The organism is Parasphingorhabdus sp. (assembly GCF_041748495.1).
Taxonomy (GTDB): Bacteria; Pseudomonadota; Alphaproteobacteria; order Sphingomonadales; family Sphingomonadaceae; genus Parasphingorhabdus.
Genome location: NZ_JBGTDD010000122.1, coordinates 16,736 through 41,343, shown reverse-complemented (window position 1 = coordinate 41,343; position 24,608 = coordinate 16,736). Strand labels below are relative to the sequence as shown.

Sequence of the window (24,608 nt, the reverse complement as noted above, 5' to 3'; positions counted from 1 at the left end):
AGAACGGCACCACATTCCATGCCGGCACGGACTTCCTCGACATCATCCTTGAAGCGGCGCAGCGATGCGATGGTCGTCGCACTGACAATGACGTCGTCGCGGGTAAGGCGAGCGAACAAGCCCTTGCGCAGCGAGCCTTCGGTAACCAGCAAGCCGGCCGCCTTGTCTTTCTTGCCCGACTTGAACACTTCCTTGACTTCCGCACGGCCAACAACATTCTCAATCTTCTCGGGACCGAGTTCACCGGCCATTTCGGCGCGGATATCGTCGGTCAGATCATAGATGATATCGAAATATTTGAAGCGGACACCGTCCCGCTTGGCGATTTCCCGCGCCTTGGCATTGGGCCGGACGTTGAAACCGATGATCGGAGCCTTGCTCGCCCCGGCCAGAGTAACGTCCGACTCCGTGATCGCACCGACACCGCTGTGCAATATGCGCACCTTGATGTCGTCGTTGGAAATCTTGTTCAGTGCCTGAACGATGGCTTCGGTCGAACCCTGCACATCGGCCTTGACCAGTACCGGGAATTCCACGGCACTATTTGCCGCTGCAGAGAACATATTCTCGAGACTGGTTGGCGCCTGCGTGGTACGCTTCAGCTTCTGCTGTTCTGCACGATAGGCAGCCACTTCGCGGGCCCGGCCTTCATTCTCAACCACGGTCAGCTTGTCGCCAGCCGACGGAACGCCGGAGATGCCCAAGACTTCAACTGGCATGGAAGGACCAGCTTCCTTGACCTGCTGACCCTTGTCATCAATCATCGCCCGGACCTTGCCGGTTTGCGAGCCAACAACGAACACATCGCCGCGTTTCAATGTACCGCGTTCGATCAATACGGTGGCAACCGGTCCACGGCCGATATCGAGCTTCGCCTCGACGACCGCGCCTTCCGCAGGACGATCGGGACGCGCTTTCAGTTCCAGCAATTCGGCCTGGACATGGATCTTGTCCATCAATCCCTCGAGCCCCAGTTTCTTGAGCGCAGAAACCTCGGCATCGAGAACGTCACCTGACATTTCCTCGACGACGATTTCATGCTCGAGCAAACGGGTCCGAACGGTAGTCGGATCAGCGCCTTCCTTGTCGATCTTGTTGATCGCGACAATCATCGGCACGCCTGCGGCCTTGGTGTGATTGATCGCTTCGATCGTCTGCGGCATCAGGCCGTCATCAGCGGCGACGACCAGGATCACGATATCCGTGACATTGGCGCCGCGCATCCGCATTTCCGTAAAGGCTTCATGGCCAGGGGTATCGAGGAACGTCACCTTGTCGCCATTTTTCATGGTGACCTGATAGGCGCCGATATGCTGGGTAATACCACCCGCTTCTCCGGCAACCACATCGGTTCCGCGCAGTGCATCGAGCAGCGATGTCTTGCCGTGATCGACATGACCCATGATCGTCACCACCGGCGGACGCGGCCTCAGCGTTTCTTCCGGATCGACATCTGCTTGCGTATTGATTTCGACATCGGCCTCGGACACACGCTGGATATTGTGGCCGAATTCTTCGACCAGCAATTCGGCGGTATCCTGATCGATCGTCTGGTTGACGGTAACCATCGACCCCATGTTGAACAGGGATTTGACCAGATCGGCACCCTTTTCGCCCATGCGCTTGGCCAGTTCCTGGACGGTGATCGCTTCCGGTACGATGACCGAACGAATCTGCTTTTCACGCGGCTCACTTGGTCGGCCAGACCGCTGGGACCGTTTTTCCTTCTCGCGTGCCCGTTTCAGGGCAGCGAGCGAGCGGGCCCGGGCCGCACCATCTTCGCCGCGCAGCGCGCGGTTGACGGTCAGCTTGCCCGATTGACGACGATCGTTGCGATCCTCGCGACCAACCTTCTGCTTTTCCTTTTCCTTTTCCTTCTCCGGCTTGGCGCGTTTCGGCGCTTCGACAGGCGTGAATTTGCGAGCTGGCGGTCGCGCATCGCTCTTCGCAGCAGGGGCATCAGCGGCGGCAGGCTCGACAATGGCCGAAGCATCGGCAACGGCATTTTCTGCAGCGGCAATGTCTTCCTGTGCCTTGCGGGCCTGCTCTTCTTCAGCCTTGCGATTGTCTTCGGCCCGCTTCTTCTCTTCTTCGGTCTGCTCTTTCTTTTCGCGGGTATCGCGCTTGCGCGCTTCCTGCATCGCATCCAGACGCGCTTCTTCTGCTTCGCGCAATAGTTTCGCCTGTTTCTCCTGACGGGTCAGGCCGTCATCCGCTTTAGGCGCAACGGGCGACTTTTTCGGAGCCGGCTTTGGCGCGGGTGCCGGAGCGGGTACAGGGGTTTCCTTGACGATTTCCTTCGCCGCTTCCTGCGCGCCGGGCTTGCCGACAAGTTTCTTGCGTTTGACTTCGACCACAACCTTGTTGGTGCGTCCGTGACTGAACGTCTGTTTGACTTCGCCAGGTTCGACCGACCGCTTCAACCCCAGGGGTTTGCGTTCAGGTTTTGGCGTATTTTTTGTATCTTCACTCATCGAACAGACTTAATCCTTAAAATAGTAACTAATGCAATATGTTATCCAGCTTTTCTCGACCGGATCACGCAACTTTCATTTCGGCATCATCAACCTTACCAGATCCGATAAAGTGAAGCCATCTGCTCAGGCTATGCGAAATCCGCCCCGCTGCGCGCTTGTCGATGATGCCGATATGCACCACATTCTGGCGGCCCAATGCCACAGAAAGCCCCTGCCGGTCCACCGGCAATATCAGACCGCGAATATTTTCGCCTTCCCGGTCGCTGCCAACCCGCCAGGCCTGATCCAGTTTGGCGCAACCATCGCGTCCGGCATCGGACGAATGGAGCAGCATGTTGAGATCTCCCTGCCGCGCGGCGGTTTCAATCTTTTCCGAGCCCGTCAGTAGCGTTCCGCCCCGTGCCTCGAGACCCAGTCGGTCCAGGGTCGATCGTGCCAGCGCTGACTCAAGCAGCTCCGGCAGATTGTCCGGAATCTCGAACTGGCCGGTTTTAAATGCTCTGGCCAATGCGCCTTTGAGCTGACCTTTTGCCTGCGCGCTTTCCAGCACCGGTCGATCAACGCCGATCCATGCTCCGCGACCCGGTGCCTTCGCACGCACATCCGGCGCGATCTGTCCATCGGGACCCATCGCAAGACGCAGCAATTGCTCCTGGGGAAGGCTTTCCCCGGTCAGAATGCATTTACGATATGGCGCTTGATCTAGAGGTTTAGACCGCGTCTCATTGGGTGGATTCCGCATCTGCGTCCTCCCCGGTTTCTTCGCTTGCTGCAGCAGCCGGCTCGTCTTCATCTTCGAACCAGTGCGCACGCGCAGCCATGATGATTTCGTTGCCCTGCTCTTCGGTCAGGCCATATTTGGCCAACACACCATCGGGTTCGGGCTTGCGATTGTCGTTGCGGCGGCGCGGTTCCGATTTCCGTTTCAGGACCAGCTCGTCGGTTGCCAGATCGGCAACGTCATCGAGCGTCTTCAGACCTGCTTCACCCAGCGTCACCAGCATGGCTTCGGTCAGATGCGGCAATTCGGCAATGGCATCCTCGACACCCAGTTCGGTGCGCTGATCTCGAGCCGCCGCTTCGCGCCGTTCCAGCGCCTCCAGCGCACGATTCTGCAATTCGGCCGCCAGTTCTTCGTCAAAGCCCTCGATGCTCGAAATTTCTTCCGGCGCGACATAGGCGACTTCTTCCAGCTCGCTGAAGCCTTCGGCCACCAGCAACTGCGACAATGTTTCATCGACGTCCAGATCTTCCTGGAACATTTCGGTCCGGGCAGCAAATTCGGCCTGCCGCTTCTCGCTCGAATCCGCTTCGGTCATGATGTCGATGGCGAGACCGGTGAGCTGGGACGCTAACCGGACATTCTGGCCGCGACGGCCAATGGCGAGGCTGAGCTGATCGTCGGGAACAACGACTTCGATCCGGCCTTCTTCCTCGTCGATAACCACACGGCTGACCGTAGCAGGCTGCAAGGCATTGACGACGAATGTCGCAATATCTTCCGACCAGGGAATGATATCGATTTTTTCGCCCTGCATTTCCTGCACGACGGCCTGCACACGGCTGCCCTTCATGCCGACGCATGCGCCAACCGGATCGATCGAGCTGTCATGGCTGATCACGCCAATCTTGGCGCGCGAGCCTGGATCCCGGGCCGCCGCCTTGATTTCTATGATGCCGTCATAAATTTCCGGCACTTCCTGCGCGAATAGCAGCCGCATGAAATCGGGATGGGCACGGGACAGGAAAATCTGCGGTCCGCGGTTCTCTCTGCGCACGTCCATGATCAGCGAGCGGACGCGATCGCCAACCCGGGCGGCTTCGCGCGGGATTTGCTGGTCGCGGCGAATGACGCCTTCAGCGCGCCCCAGATCGACGACGACATGGCCGAATTCGACCGATTTCACTACGCCAGTAATGATCTCACCGCTACGGTCCTTGAATTCTTCAAATTGCCGCTCGCGTTCCGCGTCCCGAACCTTCTGGAAAATCACCTGCTTGGCCGATTGCGCATCGATCCGGCCGAGATCGACTTCCGGCAACGGATCAACAATGAAGTCGCCAACCTTGGAACCGGGCTCCAGCTTCTCGGCCTGCTTGATATCGACCTGCTTGAAATAATCCTCGACATCGTCGACAACTTCGACAACCCGCCACAGCCGCAGATCGCCGGTGTTGACATCAAACTTGGCGCGAATGTCATTTTCGGCGCCATAACGGGCGCGAGCGGCCTTCTGGATGGCTTCCTCCAGCGCTTCGATCACGATCGCCTTGTCGATCATCTTTTCCGTCGCAACAGCGGTCGCGATTGCCAGCAACTCGGCTTTATTGGCTGAAATAGCACTGCCCATGATTAGTCTTCCTGTTCTTCCAGAGTCTGTTCATCAATTTCGTCTACCCCGGCAACTGAAACCGGAACGGTCGCAGCGATCAAGGCATCGGTCAGAATTAATTTCGCTTTATGGACATTCGTAAGCGGCGTCTCCTGACTTCCCGTCTTGCGATCGTCAATCTTTATTATATCGCCGGAGATGCCCTCAAGCAGACCGCGAAGTTGTTTCTTGCCGGCCACCGCCTCGACCAAGCTGACCCGAGCTTCATGCCCGGCCCAATTTTCAAAATCCTTCGCCCGTGTTAGCGGCCGGTCAATACCCGGGGAACTGACTTCCAGCCGATAGGCATGGTCGATCGGGTCGCGGCCAGCTTCTTCCAGGTCATCGAATTTTGCCGAAATGCGCCGGGACAGGACCGCACAATCATCGATACCCAGCTGTCCGGTTTCCGGACGCTCGGCCATGATTTGCAAAGTCGGTTCTTCCGCCCCTGACACGAACTGCACCCGCACCAGATCAAAGCCCAAAGCATCTGCTTCGGGTTTTATCAGGTTGGTCAGAGTGGCAATATCGGTCAATATAATTCCATTTCAAAATGCAAGACATTGGCCGCCGGCCCCGTCTGGCGCCAGCCCCTTCAAATCTCACAATGTTGGGATGACTGCTATCTAGGGACAGATTCTGAATATTGCAACGCCTGAATCAGGGGGTCATCACATTATAGGCGAGCTGCGCCAGATAAATTATCAGCAATATCCCGCCTTCCCGGCGTGATATCCGTCGACCGGTTGCCGCAAATATGAACAGCAAAATCGAGGCAGCGATCAGGAATGGCAGGGCGAAATTCGTAATTTCGCCCGGAATAGTTCCGGGAGCGATGATTGCCGTGATGCCGCCGATGAACAGCAAGTTGAAAATATTCGAACCCAGGACATTCCCCAATGCAACCGCGCTTGCACCCTTATAGGCCGCGATAACGGAGGTTACCAGTTCGGGAAGCGAGGTGCCGATGGCGATCACGGTCAAGCCGATCACGGCTTCGCTCATCCCGACCAGTCGCGCCAGATCAACCGCGCCTTCCACCAGCCATCGTCCACCCAACACGATCATGACGAGGCCGAAGACCAATATCACGATTGAACGCCAGAGCGGTTGCACATCGTGCAAATGCGTGTCGGCAATCTCCAGAGATTCGGCTTTTTCGTGCAAGGCACTGGCACCGGCGGGCTGCGTCTGCTCCGCTCGATAAGCATAGATCAGATAGGCCACCAGAACGACCAGGAACGCAACGCCGATCGCGACGGTGATACCCGTGGTGCGGGCGACCAGCCATAAGATTACTGTCGCAACCAAGGCCAGCCCGCCATCGCGCCACAATGGCCCTCTCGGTACCACCACCGGCAGGATCAGAGAGGCGATACCCAGAATGAGCAGGCTGTTGGCCAGATTCGAACCGACAATATTGCCCCAGGCGATGCCGGGCGATCCGGCACGCGCCGCCTCGACGCTGGCGACCAGTTCCGGTGCGGAAGTACCAAAGCCGACAATCGTCAATCCGATCAAAAGCTCGGACATTCCGGCACGCTCTGCGACCCGAACGGCACCGCGCACGAGCAATTCGCCGCCGACAATCAAGATGACGAAGCCGATCAGCAGGAGAAAAATTGGTATCAGCATGAAAAATACGCCATATTGCAGGAGAGCGGGGTCAGACACATGCCCGCACCCTGTCGTTCGCTTTCCGAAAAGCCCGAAGTGCCAGGAATTCTAGCCATTGCGCTTACCCAGCAATTTTAGTCTCAGCGCGTTGAGCTTGATAAAGCCTTCTGCGTCTTTCTGATCATAGGCGCCCGCATCATCTTCAAATGTGACAACTTTTTCGCTGTACAGACTGTCTCTGGACTTGCGTCCGACCACGCCGACCGAGCCTTTGTAGAGTTTCAGCCGGACCGTGCCGTTGACCCGCGCCTGGCTATGGTCGATCGCAGCCTGCAGCATCTCGCGCTCCGGCGAGAACCAGAAGCCGTTGTAGACCAGCTCGGCATAGCGCGGAGCCAGTTCATCCTTCAGATGCGCGGCACCGCGATCGAGCGTGAGTTGCTCGATACCCCGATGCGCGGCATGATAGATCGTGCCGCCAGGTGTTTCGTACATGCCGCGCGATTTCATGCCGATATAGCGATTTTCAACCAGATCAAGACGACCGATGCCGTGTTCCCGGCCATATTCGTTCAACGTCTCGAGCAGCGTAGCCGGGCTCATGCCTTCGCCATTGATTGCAACGCCGTCGCCGCGCTCGAAATCAACCGTGATATATTCGGGTGCGTCCGGCGCATCCTCGGGATTGTTGGTCCGCGAATAGACATAATCCGGTACTTCTTCCCATGGATCTTCCAGCACCTTGCCTTCCGACGAAGTGTGCAGCATGTTGGCATCGCAGGAAAATGGCGATTCTCCGCGCTTGTCCTTGGGAATCGGAATTTGATGTTTCTCGGCAAATTCGATCAGCCGGGTGCGGCTGGTCAGATCCCATTCCCGCCAGGGTGCGATGACTTTCACATCGGGATCAAGGCCATAATAGCCGAGTTCAAAGCGGATCTGGTCATTTCCCTTGCCTGTTGCGCCATGCGCGACAGCGTCCGCTCCGGTCAGCTTGGCAATCTCGATCTGGCGCTTGGAAATCAGCGGCCGGGCGATTGACGTACCGAGTAGGTACAGGCCCTCATACAATGCATTGGCGCGCATCATCGGAAAGACAAAATCCCTGACAAATTCTTCGCGCAGATCGTCGATGAAAATATGCTCGGGCTTGACCCCCAGCGTTTCCGCCACCCGCCGCGCCGGACCCAATTCTTCGCCCTGCCCCAGATCCGCGGTGAAGGTCACCACTTCACATTGATATTCCTGTTGCAGCCATTTCAGGATGACGCTGGTGTCGAGGCCGCCGGAAAATGCCAGAACCACACGCTTAACGGAATCGCTCATTGTTTCGTCTTTCCATGAATGAAGCCCAGATGAGCTTGGCCGCCTAACAGGCTCCAATTTGCCGCGCAATATGATATATGGGCGAGGTACGGAGGGATGGATCATGAAAGCAACCAATAAAACCCGGGAAACCGATGCAGCTGTGGATGCATTCATAGCGACCGTGGTACCAGACAGAAGGCAGGAAGAATCATCGACTCTGATCGATCTATTCAGCCAGATCACTGGCGAACCGCCAAGGATGTGGGGGGCCAATATCATCGGATTCGGCAGTTACGATTATGAATATGAAAGCGGACGCGAGGGAAGCTCGCTGCGGACCGGATTTTCGCCACGCAAGGCCAAGCTCAGCCTCTATCTGATGGGTGCTTATTGCTCACCCGCAGCGCAGGCAGAACAAGATCGTCTGCTCGGCCTGCTGGGCAAGCACAGCCTGGGCAAGTCCTGCCTCTATATCAACCGGCTGGATCAGATCGATCTAGCGATATTGGAACAGCTTATCCGGCACAACTGGAAGCTGATGAACGAACGATATCCGGCTTAGTCAGCCAAGCGCGACAATATATATGCGCAGGCAGGGGCCGATCTCCTGATCGCGAACATTCGCGATCATTGGATATGGGTAACGGAAACGCCAGAATTAGCGCCCGGCCCGATCAATCGCCGCGCACGCTTTTCTCCTTCGCGCCGATATAATCCCGCGTTATCGGCAGCGTATGCCGGTTGCGGCTGAACTGGATCTGGTAATTGCACATCCCGCCATTTTCGAAGGCAGCGGTGGCCCCGGCCAGATAGAAGATCCACATCCGGTAGAACCGCTCGTCATAGAGCGCGATGATCTTTTCCCGATTGTGCACCGTCCGTTTGTACCATTCGCGCAGAGTGAAGGCATAATGCAGCCGCAGGGTCTCGATATCGGTTGCTATCAGACGATATTGCTCGCTCGCCGCCAGAGTCTCGCTCAGCGCCGGAATATAGCCGCCCGGGAAAATATATTTCCGGGTGAAGGCATCGGTCGTCCCGGGTCCGCCCATCCGGCCGATCGTATGCAACAGCATCACGCCATCGTCGGTCATCAGATTGGCGCAGCTGCGGAAAAAAGTACGGAATTGGGGTGTTCCAACATGTTCAAACATTCCGACCGACACGATCCGGTCAAACGAACCGAGCTCGCGCTGTGCCAGATCGCGATAGTCGATCAGCTCAAATTTCACTTTGTCGGCCAAGCCCTCTGCTTCTGCCCGTGCTCGCGCTTTAACCAGCTGCTCCTCGCTCAGCGTGATGCCGAGCACCTCGACCCCGGCCAGGCGGTGCAGATAGAGTGCCATGCCGCCCCATCCACAGCCGATATCCAGTACGCGCTGCCCTGGCTTGAGATCCAGTTTCGCGGCAATATGGGCTTTCTTATCGGCCTGCGCCTGCTCCAGCGTCATATCCGGCCCGTGACGGTCAAAATCCCAATAGGCACAGCTATATTGCAGGTCATCGTCGAGGAACAGTTCGTAAAGCGCGTTGCCAATGTCATAATGGTGCGCGACATTGCTTTTCGATCGGCCAAGACGGTTGACCCGGTCAAGGCTGCCCGCCGCCTGATCGCGGATTTTCTTGATTATCCCCGGCTCTTGCAGCCTGCCGCCGCGTTCAAAAGGCCGGTTGGCACGCAAAAGCTGTACCAGTTGCATGATGTCGCCCTGCTCGACTACCAGGCGGCCGTCCATATATGTTTCGGCCGCGCCGAGACGCGGGTCCAGCAAAATTTGCCGCATGACCCGTTTGTCGGCGAGCCTGATCCCGACATCGGGAAAACCATCGGTCGGCGCCCCGATCTGTTCGCTCGATCCGTCGGGATGGGTGATCCGGATCGAACCTTTTTCGATGACGTTGTGCAGAAATCTGCTCAAAATCGACATAGTCTTGCCCCCGAGAAAGCCCTGCATCGCAATGGATCAGATACCCGCATACCATTCATAATTGGCTACATCCTGCCAATAACCACCTTTGCCTTCACCGATCCCCGCCAGGGATGCAACCGCTTGAATCCCGGTCACATATTTAGCGTGCTTATACCCCAGCTGACGTTCGACCCGCAGCCGCAGCGGCGCGCCATTGGCTATGGGCAACGCGCTCCCGTTCAAACGGTGCGCCAATATTGTCTGAGGATGAAAGCCGTCCAGCAGATCAATGCTTTCATAATAAGGCCGCCCCCCCAGACTGTCGGCACAATCAAAAACCAGAAACCGGGCACTGTCCTGCACGCGTGCGATATCGAGCAGGATTTTAAGCGGTACGCCAGTCCATTGTCCGATCGCGCTCCAGCCCTCGACGCAGTCGTGCCGGGTGATCTGGGTGCGCTGAGGCAGCGATTGCAGCGCGGCTAGGCTGAATTGCTGGGGGCGGTCGAACAATCCGGTCATTCGCAGCTGCCAGTTGGCAAAGCCCTGCGCCGCGCTTGCCGCATATTCCGGCGTTCCCGGATCACGGGTGCCGTTGGCGCGAAACGTCGGCGACAGATCGGTAATCTCATATTCGCTGGCCAGTTCCATCCGGTCGCCAAGCGCGCGCTGCACCGCGAAATTGGCGGTTTCGGCGCTCGCCAGTATATCCTGAAAGGCCGGATTGCGGTTCAGCGCATCGCAGCCAGTTAGCAGGCCTCCGGCACCGATTGCGGCGCTGCCGATCAATTTTCGTCGGGTCAGGATAGTCATCGCCCAATCTCCCTGTCCTGCCCGCCGGTGATCATCGCCGCGGTTTGCCGAAGCGGTCCGGACAGGAATACCATCACGATATGGATCAGGAAAAATACCACCAGCAGAAACGCTGCCAGAAAATGCACCGACCGCGCTGACTGACGGCCTCCGAACAGGTCGGTCAGAAATGGCCAATTGGCATCCATCGCCGGTGACATTGCCAAGCCGGTCAATATCATCAGCGGCAGCAGGATGAAGATCACCATGATATAAGCCAGCTTCTGGATGACGTTATAGCCCTTGTCCGCTGATTTGCGGATCTCCGAGATTTTGGTGTGAGTGCAAAAGGATTGCCAGATATTGGATGGTCGCCACTCCTTCCTGCGCATCTGCAGGTCATTCTGAATATGCCGGTTCCACAGCGATCGGATCATGAACAGCGCAAGACCCAGACTGAATGTCCAGGCAAAGAATAGATGCCAGCGACGACCGTCGGCCAGACTGTAACTGGAAGGAATGGTCGCCCAGCCGGGAAACGCCAATGTCCGGGTCCGGCCCTCGCTATCCTGCCAGTTCCCCAGAAAGCCGGTGGTCTCGATCCGCGCCTGGCCCACCCGAAGATATCCGAATGTTTCCGATGAACCGACGGCCATCCAGGCATAATCGTCATTGGCCCCATATTCTCCCCAATAGAGCCGGGGATGAGCGTTGAAGATGGTCAGACCGCTCATTAGCAAAACCAGCAGACATAGCGCATTGATCCAGTGCCAGAGCCGGGTGGTCAGGCGATGACGGCTTTGTTGGCGGATACGGGATTCCTTTGGCATGATTGCACTCTAGTCGCTGGTTCGCCATTGCCAAGCCTGTCGTTACACCGTCCTACTGACGTATATATGCAACACAGCTTGCGAGATCGTAATTTGTGACAAATTTAATTCAGCCATGCAGTTGTCATTCATCTTTCCAGCCATATATCTGCTGTCGACCACTAAAGAATAAAAGACGTTAAAAACAAGTAGTGGTTGTTTGCTCGTAATTTCAAGGAACTATAATAATGAAAAATGTAACAATAGCAGCTGCTATTGCAGTATCTGCGCTTGCGTCCCCTGTATTGGCGCAGGAAACTGGTGATTTCTCTGGAGTAAAAGCAACCGCAATCGCGGGCTATGACAATATCGATCTTGATATTGCTGGCGTCGATAATGTCGACGGCTTTCTTTACGGCGGCACGCTCGGCTATGATATCCAATCGGGCAATATCGTCTATGGTGCCGAGCTGGAAGCAACCGAATCCACCGGCAAATTTTCCACCGCTGCGGGTCGGATCGAAGCCGGTCGTGACCTCTACGCCGGCGCTCGACTGGGCTTCGTCGTTGGTGATGCCTCGCTCTTGTACGCAAAAGCAGGCTATACCAATGCGCGGGTTTCCATCCCCGGAGTGGGTGGCGAGAATGGCGACGGCTTCCGCGTCGGTGGCGGCATCGAATATAAGCTCAGCGACAAGTTGTTCGCGCGCGGCGAATATCGCTACAGCAACTACGAAGATGGCGTGACCCGCAACCAGGGTCTCGTGAGCTTGGGCGTGAATTTCTAGCCCACAGACTGGCTAGCAAGACGGGGCGGATAGCAATATCCGCCCCATTTTTTATGGCTTCCCAAAATGCGCGCCATTCTCCAGAATATATCCGGATAAGCGAGAGGATGGAAAAAACATGAGCGCATATAAGCAGGTCATCAAACTGGATCCGGATCCGCTCGCTCCTTATGCGATATCACCAGGCTGGCAGGTCGGTGATCTGCTGTTTCTCTCGGGCCAGGCGGCGATCGATGAACAGGGCCATATCGTCGGCGTCGCCGACTTTGATGCGCAACTGCAGCAGGTTTTCACCAATATCGACCGTGTATTGCACGCTGGTGGCAGCAGCAGGGATCAGATTGTCAAGGTAACCATCTATCTGACGGATATGGATAATTTTCCCAAGATCGTGCAAGCGCGCAAAATCTATTTTGAGCATCCCTATCCAGCCGACACGATAATCGAGGTCAAGGCGCTCGCCCTGCCCGACTTGATGGTCGAGATTGATGTGATTGCCGTCGCCTAGCCCAAAGCCGCCTGCTTCTCTTCGGCCAGCCGATCCAACTCGGCCCGGCTTTTCTTTTCGCTGGCGGATTTCAACTGTCCGCAGGCCGCCATGATGTCCCGGCCTCTTGGTGTCCGGATCGGCGCGCTGATCCCCGCATCGAAAATGATCTTCGAGAAGGCCTTGATTCGCTCGGGGCTCGAACATTCATAGTCTGAGCCTGGCCACGGATTGAACGGGATCAGATTGACCTTGGCCGGCAAGTCATAATTGCGAAGCAGATTGACCAGCTCGCGCGCGTCCTGATCGCTGTCATTCTTGTCCCTGAGCATCACATATTCAAAGGTGATCCGCCGCGCGTTATTCGCGCCGGGATAATCGGCGCAGGCCTGCAGCAGCTCTTCGATCGAATATTTGCGGTTGAGCGGGACAATCTCGTCCCGTGTTTCCTTGTTCACCGCATGCAGGGAGATCGCGAGATTGACGTTGATCTCCGCCCCTGCCCGGGCAATCATCGGCACCACACCACTGGTCGACAGCGTGATCCGGCGGCGCGAGAGCGCCAGGCCATCGCCATCCATGACGATCTTCATCGCATCACGGACATTTTCGAAATTATACAAAGGCTCACCCATGCCCATCAGCACGATATTGGTCAGCAGGCGGCCGTCCGATTTATAGGCTTGATTATATTCCCTGGCATTCTCGGTTTCCGCTTCATCCGCAAAATCCATGACGCCTTTCGGCCATTCGCCCAGGGCGTCCCGCGCCAGCATCACCTGACCGACAATTTCTCCGGGAGTCAGATTGCGCACCAGCCGCATCGTGCCGGTGTGGCAGAACCGGCAATTGAGCGTGCAACCGACCTGACTGGAGATGCAGAGCGTCCCGCGATCCTCGTCGGGAATGAAAACCATCTCATAATCCTGACTGTCTGCGGATCGCAACAGCCATTTGCGGGTACCGTCCTCCGACAGATGCGCCTCGACAATTTCCGGTCGGCCGACCACAAAGCGCTCCGCCAGCCAGGGGCGCAGCGTCTTGCCGAGATCGGTCATCTGGTCGAAATCGGTAACACCGCGGTGATAGAGCCAGTGGAACAGCTGCTTGGACCGCAACTTGGCCTGTTTTTCATCCAGCCCGGCATTGTTCATCAGTTCACGAATCTCGGTCTGGCTCAGACCGATGATATCGACGCGGCCATCGGCACGCGGCGTGACCTTTGCGGGCAAGGGAACGGGATCAATATGGCCGGGAATCTGCATGGGGAGGCATATAAGGTGCCCGCCGCAATAAAGCCAGCGGGCACCTCAATCTTCAATGGATCATTTTTCAGATCATGTCTGGCATCATGGTACCGATCATGATGAGCAGCACCGTGCTCGAGCCCATGGCTAGCAAGGCCGTCAGAAACTGACCGGACATCGACCGATCAGACTGGTTTCCCGGTTCTTGGGGCTTTGACACATCGCGAAAACGAAGCATGTCACCGATCCGCGCCGATGCGCCCTCGTAGAAACCCGTCTTGCCATGCCATTCCCCAGGGTTCTGATAGGTTCCGAAAAGCCGGTCCCAGATCACCAGTTCGGCATAATTGTTCGCGTGGTGACCGCGCTGGTGATGGACCGCATGCGCTTCCGGCCGCTGAATCAACCAGCCAATCCAGCGCGGGGTATGGATGTTGGAATGGGTGAACAGAACGAACAACCCGCCCATCACGCCGACAATCGCCGCGGCATAGGGATCCATGCCGAACAGGACCGTCAGCGCAAAACTGCCAGCGAAGGTAAAGCCGACAACATCCAGCGGCGAATGGTATAGTCCGCCCCATCCGTCCATCCGTTCAACCGAATGGTGCATCTGGTGAAAGATTCTCCACAGGATATCGGATGAATGCACTGCCCGGTGCCACCAGTAAGATACGAATTGCAAGGCTGCATAGCCAAGTGGAACCGACGCCCAAAGCGGCAGATTGCTAGCGTCAATCAAACGATATTGCCCGAGCCAGTCACTCCAGAGATAGGGAGAATAGCTCGCACAGAGAAAATAGACCGCCGCCATGACAAGGCCCCGGGTCCGCCACCAGTTGATCTGGGGAAAGGCACGCGCCTGTACGATTGCTCCCAAAAAGATGAAGAAGGCAAAGCCTCCCACAAGGATATAATTATAAATATTGAACATCATGTCACTCCATTGATTGTTTGAAAAATTGGGGGTTAGGGGGAGAGATGAAGGTGACCGCGCCCCGCTTTTTGCAGTTATCGCCTTTATCCGGAGCGAGCCGATAAACGGCTAGCGTTGGAACTAGCGTTGTAATCGGCGCGTAAATTGCGGCAGCGAGCGTTGTAATTGGCTCGGCTTCTGATTTCGGCTATAAGGGTGCATGCCCGAATTCCAGATCAACCTGCTGGGAGAAATGTCGGTTTTGCGCCGCGGGGAGCCGGTATCCCTGCCAGCCTCAAAAAAAACACGGGCGCTTCTCGCTCTTCTGGTACTCACCGGGCGCCCGCATCGGCGTGATCGTCTATGCGAGATTTTCTGGGAACTGCCCGACGATCCCCGCGCTTCCCTGCGCTGGTCACTGAGCAAATTGCGGGCGGTGGTCGACGACAGCGATCGGCCGAGGATCATTGCGGATCGCGAACGGATCCGCATCACACCGGACACATGCCCGACAGATATCGGGCGTCTCCGAGCGATGCAGGATGATGACAATGTGCCGATCGGAAGTCTGATCGAGGCATTTGAAAGCCTCTCGGAGGGGCTGTTGTTGGGTAGCGAGCTTTCCAACCAGCCGGAATTTGACAGCTGGCTGCAAGCAGAGCGTCAGAAAATCGACGAGATGAAGGCCGAATTTGCGGCACGCATTGGCCGGCACCCGGACATCACCCCCGATCGGGCGCTGGCTTACGCCGAGATTCATCGGCAATTAATGCCGTTCAGCCGGGCGGCTGCCGCCTTCCTCATCCGGATTAACCGCCAGTTGGGCAATCAAGAAACCGTGACGCGGTTGCAGCAGCACTTCACTCGCCATTTTGCCGAAGCCGGACTCGACTGGTACAATGATCGAGAAAGCGAAGCGAAATCGGTGCAGCCAGAGCCGCTTGGCGAGCGACGCGATATCATGCTAGAAAAGCAGCTGATCCATTTTTGCCGCAGCGATGACGGCGTCACCATCGCTTATGCCGAAATTGGTCAGGGACCCCCACTGGTGAAGGCTGCCAACTGGCTGAGCCATCTCGAACTGGACTGGAATGCGCCGATCTGGAGTCCGCTGTTTCGCGAGCTTGCCCGCCACCATCGCTTCATTCGCTACGATGAACGGGGCAACGGTCTGTCAGACTGGCTGGTACCGGAAATATCCCTCAACAGTTTCGTTACCGATCTCGAAACAGTGGTCGAAGCTACCGGGCTGACCCGTTTCCCATTGCTCGGCATTTCACAGGGAGCCGCGGTATCAGTAGAATATGCGGTCCGACATCCCGATCGCGTCTCCCATCTGATCCTGTTCGGCGGCTATCCCAGCGGCTGGCGGATCGCGGCTGACGAGCAGACCATCAGGGAACGCGAAGCGGTACTGGCGCTTACCGAAAATGGATGGGGCCAGGAGAATACCGCCTATCGTCACATATTCTCCGCCACTTTCATGCCCGATGCTTCGGTCGAGACGCTGGCCTGGTTTGACGAATTCCAGAGGCGCACCACATCGCCGCAAAATGCGGTGCGGTTTCTTTCCGCCTTTGGCGATATTGATGTTCGCGACAGTCTCGCAAGGATTGCGGTGCCTACGCTGGTGCTGCATTCGCGGGGTGATCTGAGAATTCCATGGACGGTGGGGAGAGATCTCGCCGCGTCGATCCCTGGCGCCCAGTTTGTCTTGCTGGAAAGCAACAACCACTTGCTGCTGGAAGGCGAACCCGCGGCAAGCCAGTTTGTCCAGTCCGTGCGTGATTTTCTTGCGTGACCCTCACCTGATCCGCGAGCAGCCCAAAGACGCGGCATCGATTGCCGTCGCTGCGCCGCGCAACCGGTACGCGTCGACAATCGGCTTTCCGTCTCGTCCGACGCTTTCCACGGTCATGCTGGTGGCAGAACGGATCGCAGCTATGATTGCCGCATCCATGCGTTTGTCCTGCGACCAGCCATCGGAACGGCTGGCGGTAAGCTGGAACCGCCGACCAGCGATGCTGACGATCAAGCGGCTATTGCTTGACCGATCCCGGCTCAATCGCACGTGAAATTGCCGCCGGATCGAGCGCTTCGGCCAGAAACCGACAGAGGCAAAGGATTTGCGTTCAGCCTTGCCGGTGATTTCCTCCGACTCCGCAATCGCATAGCAACGCGGAATTTCCGGATCGCGGAATGCGCCCCAATTGCTGAATATGCCAAGCGAATCCTTTGCGGTCACCGGGCCCGAAATCACGCACGCTGCCAGTGCGAGGAGGATATAGCTCTTTTTCAAGCCTGCTCCCCTTCCCCTCCACCGAGATGAATGACAAGTTCCACCCCATCGCTGATCTGGACGATCGATCCCTGCGGCAAGCCTTCGGCTATCGGCGCATCAAAACGCCGATGGGGGCCTAGGCCGGTCAGCAGACCGCGGAGCACCCGGCTGGTCATGCCATGGCTGATCAGCACCGCGTCGCGGGAAAATTCCTGTTCGCCGATCCAATGCTCTAGCCGCGTTGCAATCGCGCGATAGTCCTCGCCGCCGGGAGCCACTGTTAAAAACAACCGCTCGGCATCATCGATTTCCAGCTTGCCAGCCAGATCGCGATACCAGGCTCCGCCCCATTCACCCATGTCGATTTCGCGCAACCGGGCATCGCTGCGCGCCTGGTGCCAGTCGGCGCCGACATGTTCGGCGATCACTGACAGTGTTTGCAGTGCCCGGTCGGTATCGGAAGCGATCAGATCCAGCACCGGCTGCTCCGCGGCCAGATGGCGCGCCAGAGCCCGACCCATTTCATCAGCTTGCGCAAATCCTGTGCGGGTCAGCGGCGTATGCACATGGTCTCCCTGAATTCGCCCGGCCAGATTGAAAATCGTCTCGCCATGCCGCGCAATGAACAGACGCCGGCCCTTGGTATCGATACCGCTCATATTAACCCTATTCTGTCCCGAAATGGCCAAATCCACTCCCTGCCTTTCCGGCTTTAACCGGCTTGCCGCTTTTTTCCACAGTTTTTCACGGCATTATCGGACAGGGGGCCGCGATCAGGCTTGCCCTGCGGCGCTTTATTGTTAATGAAGCCATGAACTATCCGTGAACCCGTGCAGCGTGCTTGCGCACCTCTGTGTCACGGGCGATTGGGAACAAGAGGGACGGTTTATGAAAGCGACGATTGAACGCGCGGCATTGCTAAAAAGTCTGGGCCATGTCCAGTCCGTTGTCGAGCGGCGCAACACCATTCCAATCCTCTCCAACGTATTGATCGAGGCCAGCGCCGACGGCAGCATCAAGCTGATGGCGACCGATCTTGACCTGCAGGTGGTCGAAACGGTCGAAGCCCAGGTCGAGACCGCTGGCTCTACCACCGTGTCGGCTCATACCCTGTTCGACATTGCCCGCAAGCTGCCCGACGGGTCGCAGGTGCAGCTCGATGCCGCGGACGGCAAGATGAAGGTCAATGCCGGTCGCGCCAGGTTCAATCTGCAAACGCTACCGCGCGACGATTTTCCGGTCATTGCCGAAGGCGAACTGCCGACCAGTTTTGAACTGCCGGCCACTTCGCTAATCCAGATCATTGACAAGACCCGCTTTGCGATCTCGACTGAGGAAACCCGCTATTATCTCAACGGCATTTTCCTGCACGTGCAGGATGAGGACACCCCGGTACTCAAGGCCGCGGCCACCGACGGCCACCGCCTTGCCCGCGTGACCCTGCCTCGTCCCGCCGGTGCAGAAGGCATGCCCGACGTGATCGTGCCGCGCAAATGCGTCAACGAACTGCGCAAATTGCTTGACGAGAATAGCGAAACATCGGTGCAGATCGACCTGTCGGCCAGCAAGATCCGCTTCACCCTCGGCACCGCGATCCTCACCAGCAAGCTGATCGACGGCACCTTCCCCGATTACACGCGCGTCATTCCCACCGGCAATGACAAGCTGCTCAAGATCGACCCCAAAAGCTTCGCCCAGGGTGTCGACCGCGTTTCCACCATCGCCACCGAAAAAACCCGCGCCGTAAAGATGGCGCTGGGCGATGACAAGATCACGCTCTCCGTCACCTCGCCTGAAAATGGCAAGGCCGAGGAAGAAGTGCCGGGTTCCTACAAGGACGAGACGTTTGAAATCGGCTTCAACTCGAAATATCTGATGGATATTCTCGGCGAGATCGAAGGCGACACCGTCGAACTCCACCTCGCCGATGCCAGCGCCCCGACGCTGATCCGCGAGAATGACAAGAGTGCGGCGCTCTATGTGCTGATGCCGATGCGGGTTTGATGGGAGCCTCTCGAATAGAATATCAATAGGTGCAGCCACGGCCATCGCTTTCCCTCTCCCGTGAGGGAGAGGGTTGAATCTATTCCGCCGCTTCGAGCATTTCGACTCGCTGCGGTCCACGGATCAGGCCGCCGGGACGCTTGTCGGTGACAGTGCCGTCCTTGAACGTCACCTGCCCCGACTTGATCGTATAATCATAACCATCGGCCTTTTGCAGCAAGCGCTTGCCGCCTGCCGGCAGGTCGAACGCCAGCCAAGGCTTGCCGAGCTTGATCCGGTCCATGTCGATCACATTGACGTCGGCAAGATAGCCGGGCTTGAGCAGGCCGCGGTCATTCAGACCATAAAGCCGCGCCGTATCCAGACATTGCCGCTTGATCGCATGTTCCAGCTTGATCGTGCCCCGCTTCCGGTTCTTTACCCAATGTTCGAGCATGAAGGTCGGGCTTGCTGCATCGCAGATCGTGCCGCAATGCGCGCCCCCGTCGGACAGGCTGTTTACCGTATCATCAGACTGCTGCAGGGTTTCAAGGAAATCGAGATTGCCGTCCATATAGTTGAGCAAGGGCAGATAGATAAAGCCCTTGCCGTCGTCCGCCATCATCAGGTCATAGGCATATTCCTCGCCGGATTTTCCGGCAGCGGCAGCACGCTGGGCAATGCTTTCATCGGCCTGCGGTTCATAATTGAAATCTTCATCCATTTCGAACTGCATTGGCCAGCCCTGGGTGATCACCATGAACACCGGCATCATGTCGACCTGTTCCGGCGGCGTGCTGGACTCACTCAGCAATTGCGCCTTGAACGCCGGATCCGTCAGCCTGGCATATTTTTCATCCCAGCTCAGATCTTCCATCGCCATCCAGCTGGGGTGACGGACAAACGGATTCACCGTGCCCTGCCAGGCCATGACAATGCCATTGCCGCGCAGCGCGATCTGCGCGACGATATTGGCGCCATTGTCATTTTCCGCCCGCATATTGGCGATCTGCTCGTCGAGCGACTGATCCTTGGCGATCGACTGCAGCGCGGCGAAGGTCACTGGCATTCCGGTTTCGCGGCTGAGATCGCCCATCCAGCCGAATTCGTCCCATTCCTTGTTGAGATCACTGGCCATTTCGAAGACACCATAGCCGACCCGGCCCATGGCGCGGCCAATACCGATCAATTCTTCCTTGGTCGCGGTGGTGCCTGGCACCAGTTCGCCATCGATGCTGCGGTGCAGGATCGTCCGCGAGGTAGAGAATCCGAGCGCACCGGCTTTCAGTCCGTCCTCGACAATTTTCGACATCTGGTCGATTTCGTCTTGCGTCGGGACAGCGCCGGGCTTTTCCCGATCACCGAGTACATAAGCGCGGACCGCGCCGTGCGGGACATGGGTCGCTACATCGACGGTGCGCGGCATTCTTTCCAGCTCGTCGAGATATTCCGGGAATGTTTCCCAGTTCCAGCTCATCCCTTCGGCCAGCGCGGTGCCGGGAATATCCTCGACGCCTTCCATCAGATTGATCAGCCATTCGTGCCGGTCGGGCCGGGCTGGCGCAAAGCCGACTCCGCAATTGCCCATCACAACCGTAGTGATGCCATGCCAGCTGGACGGCGCCATCTCGTCGTCCCATGTGGCTTGCCCGTCATAATGGGTGTGCACATCGACAAAGCCCGGCGTCACATATTTGCCGGTTGCATCGATCTCTTCGCGGCCTTGCGCCGTGACCGTTCCGACCAGGGACACCCGGTCACCGTCAATCGCGACATCGGCGATAAAGGGCTTGCCACCAGTGCCGTCAACCACAGTGCCGCCACGAATTACCAGATCATGCATCGATTCTCTCCTGTACATTTTAGGCCGTCTTACCAGATTTAACTGGATGATTAAAGGCTGCTAATGCTAGGAAAAAATATGCCCGACTCATTCTCTTGGAACCCTGCTCCGCCAAGCGGCATCGCCATGCAATGGGTCGAAGCCAATGGCCAGACATTCGAGGTAGCCATTGCTGGCGAAGGCAAGAAACTTGCCCTTTGCCTGCATGGCTTCCCGGAACTCCATTATTCCTGGCGGCACCAGATTCCGATGCTGGTCGACTTGGGCTACAAGGTCTGGGCACCCAATTTGCGGGGCTATGGCGGCTCGAGCAAGCCGGATGGTATGGAAAACTATCGCCTGAACATCCTGGTGCAGGATGTCGCGGCGCTGATCGACGCCAGCGGCGCGAACGAGGTCACCCTGATTGCGCATGACTGGGGCGCGATCATCGCCTGGCATTTCGCGATATTGAAAATCCGTCCGCTGACCCGATTGGTGATCATGAACGTCCCCCACCCGAAATGCGCGCAACGGGAAATGCGGCATTGGTATCAACTTAGAAAAAGCTGGTATATCTTCTTCTTCCAGCTGCCCGGGCTTCCCGAATGGCTGCTTGGCCGAAACAGGGCGGAGCGGATCAAAAGAGCCTTTTCCCGAATGGCGGTCGACAAGAGCCGCTTTCCGGATGCGGACTTGCAGGTCTATGCCAGTGCCGCCAGCCGCCCCGGCGCCCTGCGGTCAATGATCAACTATTACCGCGCCCTGTTGCGCACGCCGGACGTAAGGGACATCGGCGATGGGATGGTGCATATTCCCACGTTGATGATCTGGGGCGAGGAAGACGCGGCCATCGATATTCGCTGCACCGACGGCACGCAGCAATGGGTCCCCGATCTCGAACTGCACCGCCTGCCCGGCGTCTCGCACTGGGTGCAGCAGGAAGCTCCAGAGACAGTGGATGCGATCTTGCGGGAGTGGTTGCCTTAGCTTTTCCGCGCCGCGATCATCTCGGCAATATCAGTAAATTTCTCGCGGGGGGAGCCCGCTCTTGCCCGGGTAGTTTCCGCGGCCTCGATTTTTTTCCAGTCGCGGAACGTAACCACATCCACATCACGACTTTGCAGCAGACGGTCGAGCCCGGCGCGCCCTTCGAAACGGCCACCCGCACCAATATCCTCCGCCACCACCTCGATGATGGCAAAGCTGTCGGGCCGGTTGGTTCCAATCGTCCCCGAAGGCCCGCGCCGTGCCCATCCGACGCAATAGAGGCCGGGTAATATCCGTCCGTCGCTATTGGCAAATCGTCCGCGCCCATGTTCATAAGGCACACCTTCGATCGGCGGCGTGCGATATCCGATACAGCTGATCACCATCTGACAGTCCAGCGCATAACGCTCGCCGGTCCCGTGTGAGCGCATATATTTGTCCAGTGCGGTTCTCTCGACGATCAGCTTTTCAACTTTGCCATCGCCCTGCACTTCGACCGGCATGGCGAAAAAGTCGAAAATAATCTCGATCGGCTTCTGTTGTGCCTCCGGCGTTATGATCTGGAAATTACGCAAATGCGTGACGGACTTGCGCATGCCGGGCTCGAGCAAAGCATCATCCAATTCATCCGGAAAGTCCTGGGAATCGACAACCGGCCTGGCCCGCTCCAGATGGCCCAGCTCGCCCAGTTCCTTCGGCGTCATCGCGATCTGATGCGGCCCGCGGCGGCCCAGAAAGGTGATTTTCTCGACGTTGCTCTGCTTCAGGCGATCCAGTGCGTGACCGACGATGTCACTGCCGGTAAATTCATTCTCCGTCTTCGCCAATATCCGCGCCACATCAAGCGCAACATTGCCATTGCCGATAATCGCCACCGACCGGGCATCCAGAGGCGGATCCAGATGCCGGTAATCCGGATGCCCATTATACCAACCGACAAAGGCTGCACTGCCGACAACCCCGGGCAGGTAGCTTCCCGGGATCTCGAGCAGTCGATCATCCGGTGCGCCGGTTGCGAGTACGACCGCGTCATAAAGTTTTTGTAATTCAGCGATCGTGACATCTTTGCCGACGGTGACATTGCCGAGGAAACGCACATTGTGGCCGAGGTTGGTTTTTTCGTATCGCAGCGATACCGCCTTGATCGATTGATGATCAGGGGCCACGCCACTGCGGATTAGACCAAAAGGAACCGGCAGACGATCGATGATGTCTACGGCGACTTCGTCACCGAATTTCTTTTGTGCCGCCTCCGCCGAATAATAGCCGGCGGGACCCGACCCGATGATCGCAATATGACGCATTATCCGGCCTCTCCGCTTGTCTGGCTCATGCTAACGCCATAAATTCAAAAGAAAAGCAAAAGCAGGCTGTCATTTTCGCGAGGCAGGCCAGCAATTTGCTGAAAGCTAGCCGCCGACATTGGCGACATTATATTGAAGCGCTTCCTCGTTGGTCAGGCAGCGACGCGTGGCCTGCCCGTCGTCGGTCTTCACCGCGTTGGTCTTGTACATGACTTCGGACAATAATTTGCGGGATACGCCCATTCTGATCAGGAAATCATTATCCTCGGTGGCGAGCAGCGCGCTTTCCTGCTCCACTTCGCCGATCAGGCCGACAGTGGAATCCGTACCCATTTCGACACTGTAATTGATGGCATTGCGATCATTGGTCATGGTAAACATATGGACCATGAAATGGGCACCGGGCTCTACGATCCGAGCCCTCCCTCCCATGAAAACAAAATTGCAGGCGCTGAAACAGGTCCAGCCTGATGGAATGCGGGTGATGATCAGGGCATCAGCCTCGCGGATCACGCGCCCGGCCTCATTGCCAGCCCGAGCGGCACCACCCGGTGACCGCAGCCAGATTTCGCTGATATCCGGATTGTCCGTCAGCATCTTGCGCAACCGGTCGGGCAAACCTGCATCGACGGCTCCCTCGGCAAGCAGCACCTTTGTACCGTCGATCACCTTGGGTGTCAGCGTCATCTCGGAATTGGTCGACCAGTTGGGTGTCAGGGGGCAGGTCGGATTGTCCGGGTCCATGCCGGATTTCTCGGCGGTTGCCCCGATCAGGAAAAGCGCAGTGGTGGCAATTGCGGTTCTGATAATTTTATTCATAATTCAAACCGCGACCACATAGCGGGTCTCTCCGGGATATTTACACATCTGCTTGGAGACGCGCAATTCTTCGCCGTCAGCAATCACGACATCGGTGATCGTCATGCAACTCGTGCCGTCGGCCGTCTGGGTTCTGGCTGTAGCGGTCGAACTGCCCGACACGCCTTTGCGGGTCTGGCTTGTCCATTGCGAACTGGCTCCGACCTCCTCGGACCGGGTCACGCTCCGCGTCGCCTCCGCGGCCTGCAGCTGCTCATCCTCATCGAGCCGGCAAGCGATCGCATTGGTCAGCGTATCGGCCACTTCCGCTCGCGGAATGAAGGAACCGACCGCCCCGATGCCCCGGGTAGCCCGCCGGGTAAAATCTCCGATCACATTACCGAGAATGGACTTGCCGATCGAATTGTTGGAGTCGGTAGCGCAATCCTCACTCTTGTTGTCGCTGTTCGAATCTGTCGCTGCAGATCGCGGCTTTTTGAACAGGCCGCCAAATTGGGCCGATGCCGGCGCAGGCGCTACCAGCACCGCAACCAAAGTTGCAGCGATCAGTTTTGAAGCGGAATGGCGAGTCTTTAAACGCATGACAAACCCTCTGTTATCTTCAGAATGAACATATCCTATCACCGGCGTGATCACAAGCAGTGGCTTGGATCACACTTGCCTCGAATTGCGGGATAGAAAAA

General features: G+C 57.3%; 23 protein-coding genes. 6 read left to right on the top strand and 17 right to left on the bottom strand.

The genetic code is table 11. The features are described 5' to 3' along the window. From infB to ACEW8J_RS10950, 6 genes are all read right to left on the bottom strand, one after another. Positions 1-2,474 (bottom strand): translation initiation factor IF-2 (infB, locus tag ACEW8J_RS10975; protein ID WP_373491682.1); only part of this gene is annotated, 2,474 nt, incomplete at its 3' end. A 64-nt stretch (positions 2,475-2,538) separates the two neighbouring features. Beyond that, entirely contained in the window at positions 2,539-3,219 is a 681-nt protein-coding gene (locus ACEW8J_RS10970; protein ID WP_373491681.1) for a DUF448 domain-containing protein, read from the bottom strand. Continuing rightward, a complete protein-coding gene (nusA, locus tag ACEW8J_RS10965; protein WP_373491680.1) occupies positions 3,200-4,828 on the bottom strand; it encodes a transcription termination factor NusA in 1,629 nt (542 codons plus the stop codon). The genes ACEW8J_RS10970 and nusA overlap by 20 nt, the downstream gene beginning before the upstream one ends. Before the next feature lie 2 nt (positions 4,829-4,830). Then, positions 4,831-5,388 (bottom strand): ribosome maturation protein RimP, encoded by a 558-nt coding sequence (gene rimP / locus ACEW8J_RS10960; RefSeq protein WP_373491679.1) that lies wholly within the window; start codon positions 5,386-5,388, stop codon positions 4,831-4,833. Positions 5,389-5,512: 124 nt separating this feature from the next. Beyond that, positions 5,513-6,487, bottom strand: coding sequence for a calcium/sodium antiporter (locus tag ACEW8J_RS10955; protein ID WP_373491678.1), 975 nt, complete (start codon positions 6,485-6,487; stop codon positions 5,513-5,515). A gap of 90 nt (positions 6,488-6,577) precedes the next feature. After that, the gene (locus ACEW8J_RS10950) at positions 6,578-7,795 is read right to left on the bottom strand and encodes an argininosuccinate synthase (protein WP_373491677.1); all 1,218 of its coding nucleotides are present in this window, start codon (positions 7,793-7,795) and stop codon (positions 6,578-6,580) included. A 103-nt stretch (positions 7,796-7,898) separates the two neighbouring features. Between ACEW8J_RS10950 and ACEW8J_RS10945 the strand changes: the two genes are divergently transcribed. Continuing rightward, positions 7,899-8,339 carry a DUF1801 domain-containing protein gene (locus tag ACEW8J_RS10945; RefSeq protein WP_373491676.1) on the top strand — a complete coding sequence of 147 codons (441 nt, stop codon included), beginning with the start codon at positions 7,899-7,901 and terminating at the stop codon, positions 8,337-8,339. 112 nt (positions 8,340-8,451) lie between these two features. Here the strand turns inward: ACEW8J_RS10945 and ACEW8J_RS10940 are convergent, their stop codons facing one another. Genes ACEW8J_RS10940 through ACEW8J_RS10930 form a run of 3 tightly spaced genes read right to left on the bottom strand, consistent with a single transcriptional unit; the run spans position 8,452 to position 11,309 of the window. Next, positions 8,452-9,705: a class I SAM-dependent methyltransferase gene (locus tag ACEW8J_RS10940; RefSeq protein WP_373491675.1), complete on the bottom strand. Its 1,254-nt coding sequence runs from the start codon at positions 9,703-9,705 to the stop codon at positions 8,452-8,454. Positions 9,706-9,741: 36 nt separating this feature from the next. After that, a complete protein-coding gene (locus ACEW8J_RS10935) occupies positions 9,742-10,500 on the bottom strand; it encodes a molybdopterin-dependent oxidoreductase (RefSeq protein ID WP_373491674.1) in 759 nt (252 codons plus the stop codon). After that, positions 10,497-11,309: a cytochrome b/b6 domain-containing protein gene (locus tag ACEW8J_RS10930; protein ID WP_373491673.1), complete on the bottom strand. Its 813-nt coding sequence runs from the start codon at positions 11,307-11,309 to the stop codon at positions 10,497-10,499. The genes ACEW8J_RS10935 and ACEW8J_RS10930 overlap by 4 nt, the downstream gene beginning before the upstream one ends. Before the next feature lie 227 nt (positions 11,310-11,536). On the opposite strand from ACEW8J_RS10930, the gene ACEW8J_RS10925 reads away from it, so the two are divergent. Further along, the gene (locus tag ACEW8J_RS10925) at positions 11,537-12,076 is read left to right on the top strand and encodes an outer membrane protein (RefSeq protein ID WP_373491672.1); all 540 of its coding nucleotides are present in this window, start codon (positions 11,537-11,539) and stop codon (positions 12,074-12,076) included. 118 nt (positions 12,077-12,194) lie between these two features. Further along, positions 12,195-12,584, top strand: coding sequence for a RidA family protein (locus ACEW8J_RS10920; protein ID WP_373491671.1), 390 nt, complete (start codon positions 12,195-12,197; stop codon positions 12,582-12,584). On the opposite strand, the gene rlmN is transcribed toward ACEW8J_RS10920, so the two are convergent. Next, positions 12,581-13,828, bottom strand: a complete 1,248-nt coding sequence (rlmN, locus tag ACEW8J_RS10915; protein ID WP_373491670.1) for a 23S rRNA (adenine(2503)-C(2))-methyltransferase RlmN — start codon at positions 13,826-13,828, stop codon at positions 12,581-12,583. The two genes, ACEW8J_RS10920 and rlmN, sit on opposite strands and share 4 nt — an antisense overlap. 67 nt (positions 13,829-13,895) lie before the next feature. Then, a complete protein-coding gene (locus ACEW8J_RS10910; protein ID WP_373491669.1) occupies positions 13,896-14,747 on the bottom strand; it encodes a sterol desaturase family protein in 852 nt (283 codons plus the stop codon). A gap of 199 nt (positions 14,748-14,946) precedes the next feature. On the opposite strand from ACEW8J_RS10910, the gene ACEW8J_RS10905 reads away from it, so the two are divergent. Next, on the top strand, positions 14,947-16,527 hold the full coding sequence (locus tag ACEW8J_RS10905; protein ID WP_373491668.1) for an alpha/beta fold hydrolase: 1,581 nt from the start codon (positions 14,947-14,949) through the stop codon (positions 16,525-16,527). A 3-nt stretch (positions 16,528-16,530) separates the two neighbouring features. On the opposite strand, the gene ACEW8J_RS10900 is transcribed toward ACEW8J_RS10905, so the two are convergent. Both ACEW8J_RS10900 and ACEW8J_RS10895 read right to left on the bottom strand, forming a co-directional pair. Continuing rightward, positions 16,531-17,025, bottom strand: coding sequence for a hypothetical protein (locus ACEW8J_RS10900; protein ID WP_373491667.1), 495 nt, complete (start codon positions 17,023-17,025; stop codon positions 16,531-16,533). Then, positions 17,022-17,666: a histidine phosphatase family protein gene (locus tag ACEW8J_RS10895; RefSeq protein ID WP_373491666.1), complete on the bottom strand. Its 645-nt coding sequence runs from the start codon at positions 17,664-17,666 to the stop codon at positions 17,022-17,024. Before ACEW8J_RS10895 ends, ACEW8J_RS10900 begins: the two co-directional genes overlap by 4 nt. A gap of 229 nt (positions 17,667-17,895) precedes the next feature. Here ACEW8J_RS10895 and dnaN point away from each other — a divergent pair, with 229 nt between their 5' ends. Then, on the top strand, positions 17,896-19,011 hold the full coding sequence (gene dnaN, locus ACEW8J_RS10890; RefSeq protein ID WP_373491665.1) for a DNA polymerase III subunit beta: 1,116 nt from the start codon (positions 17,896-17,898) through the stop codon (positions 19,009-19,011). A gap of 79 nt (positions 19,012-19,090) precedes the next feature. On the opposite strand, the gene ACEW8J_RS10885 is transcribed toward dnaN, so the two are convergent. Continuing rightward, positions 19,091-20,833, bottom strand: a complete 1,743-nt coding sequence (locus ACEW8J_RS10885; protein ID WP_373491664.1) for an amidohydrolase family protein — start codon at positions 20,831-20,833, stop codon at positions 19,091-19,093. 78 nt (positions 20,834-20,911) lie between these two features. Here ACEW8J_RS10885 and ACEW8J_RS10880 point away from each other — a divergent pair, with 78 nt between their 5' ends. Further along, positions 20,912-21,802, top strand: a complete 891-nt coding sequence (locus ACEW8J_RS10880; protein ID WP_373491663.1) for an alpha/beta fold hydrolase — start codon at positions 20,912-20,914, stop codon at positions 21,800-21,802. Here the strand turns inward: ACEW8J_RS10880 and ACEW8J_RS10875 are convergent. The 3 genes from ACEW8J_RS10875 to ACEW8J_RS10865 form a co-directional block, all read right to left on the bottom strand. After that, positions 21,799-23,106: an FAD-dependent oxidoreductase gene (locus tag ACEW8J_RS10875; RefSeq protein ID WP_373491662.1), complete on the bottom strand. Its 1,308-nt coding sequence runs from the start codon at positions 23,104-23,106 to the stop codon at positions 21,799-21,801. The two genes, ACEW8J_RS10880 and ACEW8J_RS10875, sit on opposite strands and share 4 nt — an antisense overlap. 105 nt (positions 23,107-23,211) lie before the next feature. Continuing rightward, entirely contained in the window at positions 23,212-23,925 is a 714-nt protein-coding gene (locus ACEW8J_RS10870; RefSeq protein ID WP_373491661.1) for a hypothetical protein, read from the bottom strand. A gap of 3 nt (positions 23,926-23,928) precedes the next feature. Continuing rightward, on the bottom strand, positions 23,929-24,507 hold the full coding sequence (locus ACEW8J_RS10865) for a hypothetical protein (RefSeq protein WP_373491660.1): 579 nt from the start codon (positions 24,505-24,507) through the stop codon (positions 23,929-23,931). Between the last annotated feature and the right edge of the window lie 101 nt (positions 24,508-24,608).

Excerpts from the sequence above, each read along its gene's own strand:
- ACEW8J_RS10970 (WP_373491681.1), bottom strand. The coding sequence starts at position 3,219 with ATGCGGAATCCACCCAATGAGACGCGGTCTAAACCTCTAGATCAAGCG.
- nusA (WP_373491680.1), bottom strand. The coding sequence starts at position 4,828 with ATGGGCAGTGCTATTTCAGCCAATAAAGCCGAGTTGCTGGCAATCGCG.
- ACEW8J_RS10955 (WP_373491678.1), bottom strand. The coding sequence starts at position 6,487 with ATGCTGATACCAATTTTTCTCCTGCTGATCGGCTTCGTCATCTTGATT.
- ACEW8J_RS10950 (WP_373491677.1), bottom strand. The coding sequence starts at position 7,795 with ATGAGCGATTCCGTTAAGCGTGTGGTTCTGGCATTTTCCGGCGGCCTC.
- ACEW8J_RS10945 (WP_373491676.1), top strand. The coding sequence starts at position 7,899 with ATGAAAGCAACCAATAAAACCCGGGAAACCGATGCAGCTGTGGATGCA.
- ACEW8J_RS10940 (WP_373491675.1), bottom strand. The coding sequence starts at position 9,705 with ATGTCGATTTTGAGCAGATTTCTGCACAACGTCATCGAAAAAGGTTCG.
- ACEW8J_RS10935 (WP_373491674.1), bottom strand. The coding sequence starts at position 10,500 with ATGACTATCCTGACCCGACGAAAATTGATCGGCAGCGCCGCAATCGGT.
- ACEW8J_RS10930 (WP_373491673.1), bottom strand. The coding sequence starts at position 11,309 with ATGCCAAAGGAATCCCGTATCCGCCAACAAAGCCGTCATCGCCTGACC.
- ACEW8J_RS10925 (WP_373491672.1), top strand. The coding sequence starts at position 11,537 with ATGAAAAATGTAACAATAGCAGCTGCTATTGCAGTATCTGCGCTTGCG.
- ACEW8J_RS10920 (WP_373491671.1), top strand. The coding sequence starts at position 12,195 with ATGAGCGCATATAAGCAGGTCATCAAACTGGATCCGGATCCGCTCGCT.
- rlmN (WP_373491670.1), bottom strand. The coding sequence starts at position 13,828 with ATGCAGATTCCCGGCCATATTGATCCCGTTCCCTTGCCCGCAAAGGTC.
- ACEW8J_RS10910 (WP_373491669.1), bottom strand. The coding sequence starts at position 14,747 with ATGATGTTCAATATTTATAATTATATCCTTGTGGGAGGCTTTGCCTTC.
- ACEW8J_RS10905 (WP_373491668.1), top strand. The coding sequence starts at position 14,947 with ATGCCCGAATTCCAGATCAACCTGCTGGGAGAAATGTCGGTTTTGCGC.
- ACEW8J_RS10895 (WP_373491666.1), bottom strand. The coding sequence starts at position 17,666 with ATGAGCGGTATCGATACCAAGGGCCGGCGTCTGTTCATTGCGCGGCAT.
- dnaN (WP_373491665.1), top strand. The coding sequence starts at position 17,896 with ATGAAAGCGACGATTGAACGCGCGGCATTGCTAAAAAGTCTGGGCCAT.
- ACEW8J_RS10885 (WP_373491664.1), bottom strand. The coding sequence starts at position 20,833 with ATGCATGATCTGGTAATTCGTGGCGGCACTGTGGTTGACGGCACTGGT.
- ACEW8J_RS10880 (WP_373491663.1), top strand. The coding sequence starts at position 20,912 with ATGCCCGACTCATTCTCTTGGAACCCTGCTCCGCCAAGCGGCATCGCC.
- ACEW8J_RS10875 (WP_373491662.1), bottom strand. The coding sequence starts at position 23,106 with ATGCGTCATATTGCGATCATCGGGTCGGGTCCCGCCGGCTATTATTCG.
- ACEW8J_RS10870 (WP_373491661.1), bottom strand. The coding sequence starts at position 23,925 with ATGAATAAAATTATCAGAACCGCAATTGCCACCACTGCGCTTTTCCTG.
- ACEW8J_RS10865 (WP_373491660.1), bottom strand. The coding sequence starts at position 24,507 with ATGCGTTTAAAGACTCGCCATTCCGCTTCAAAACTGATCGCTGCAACT.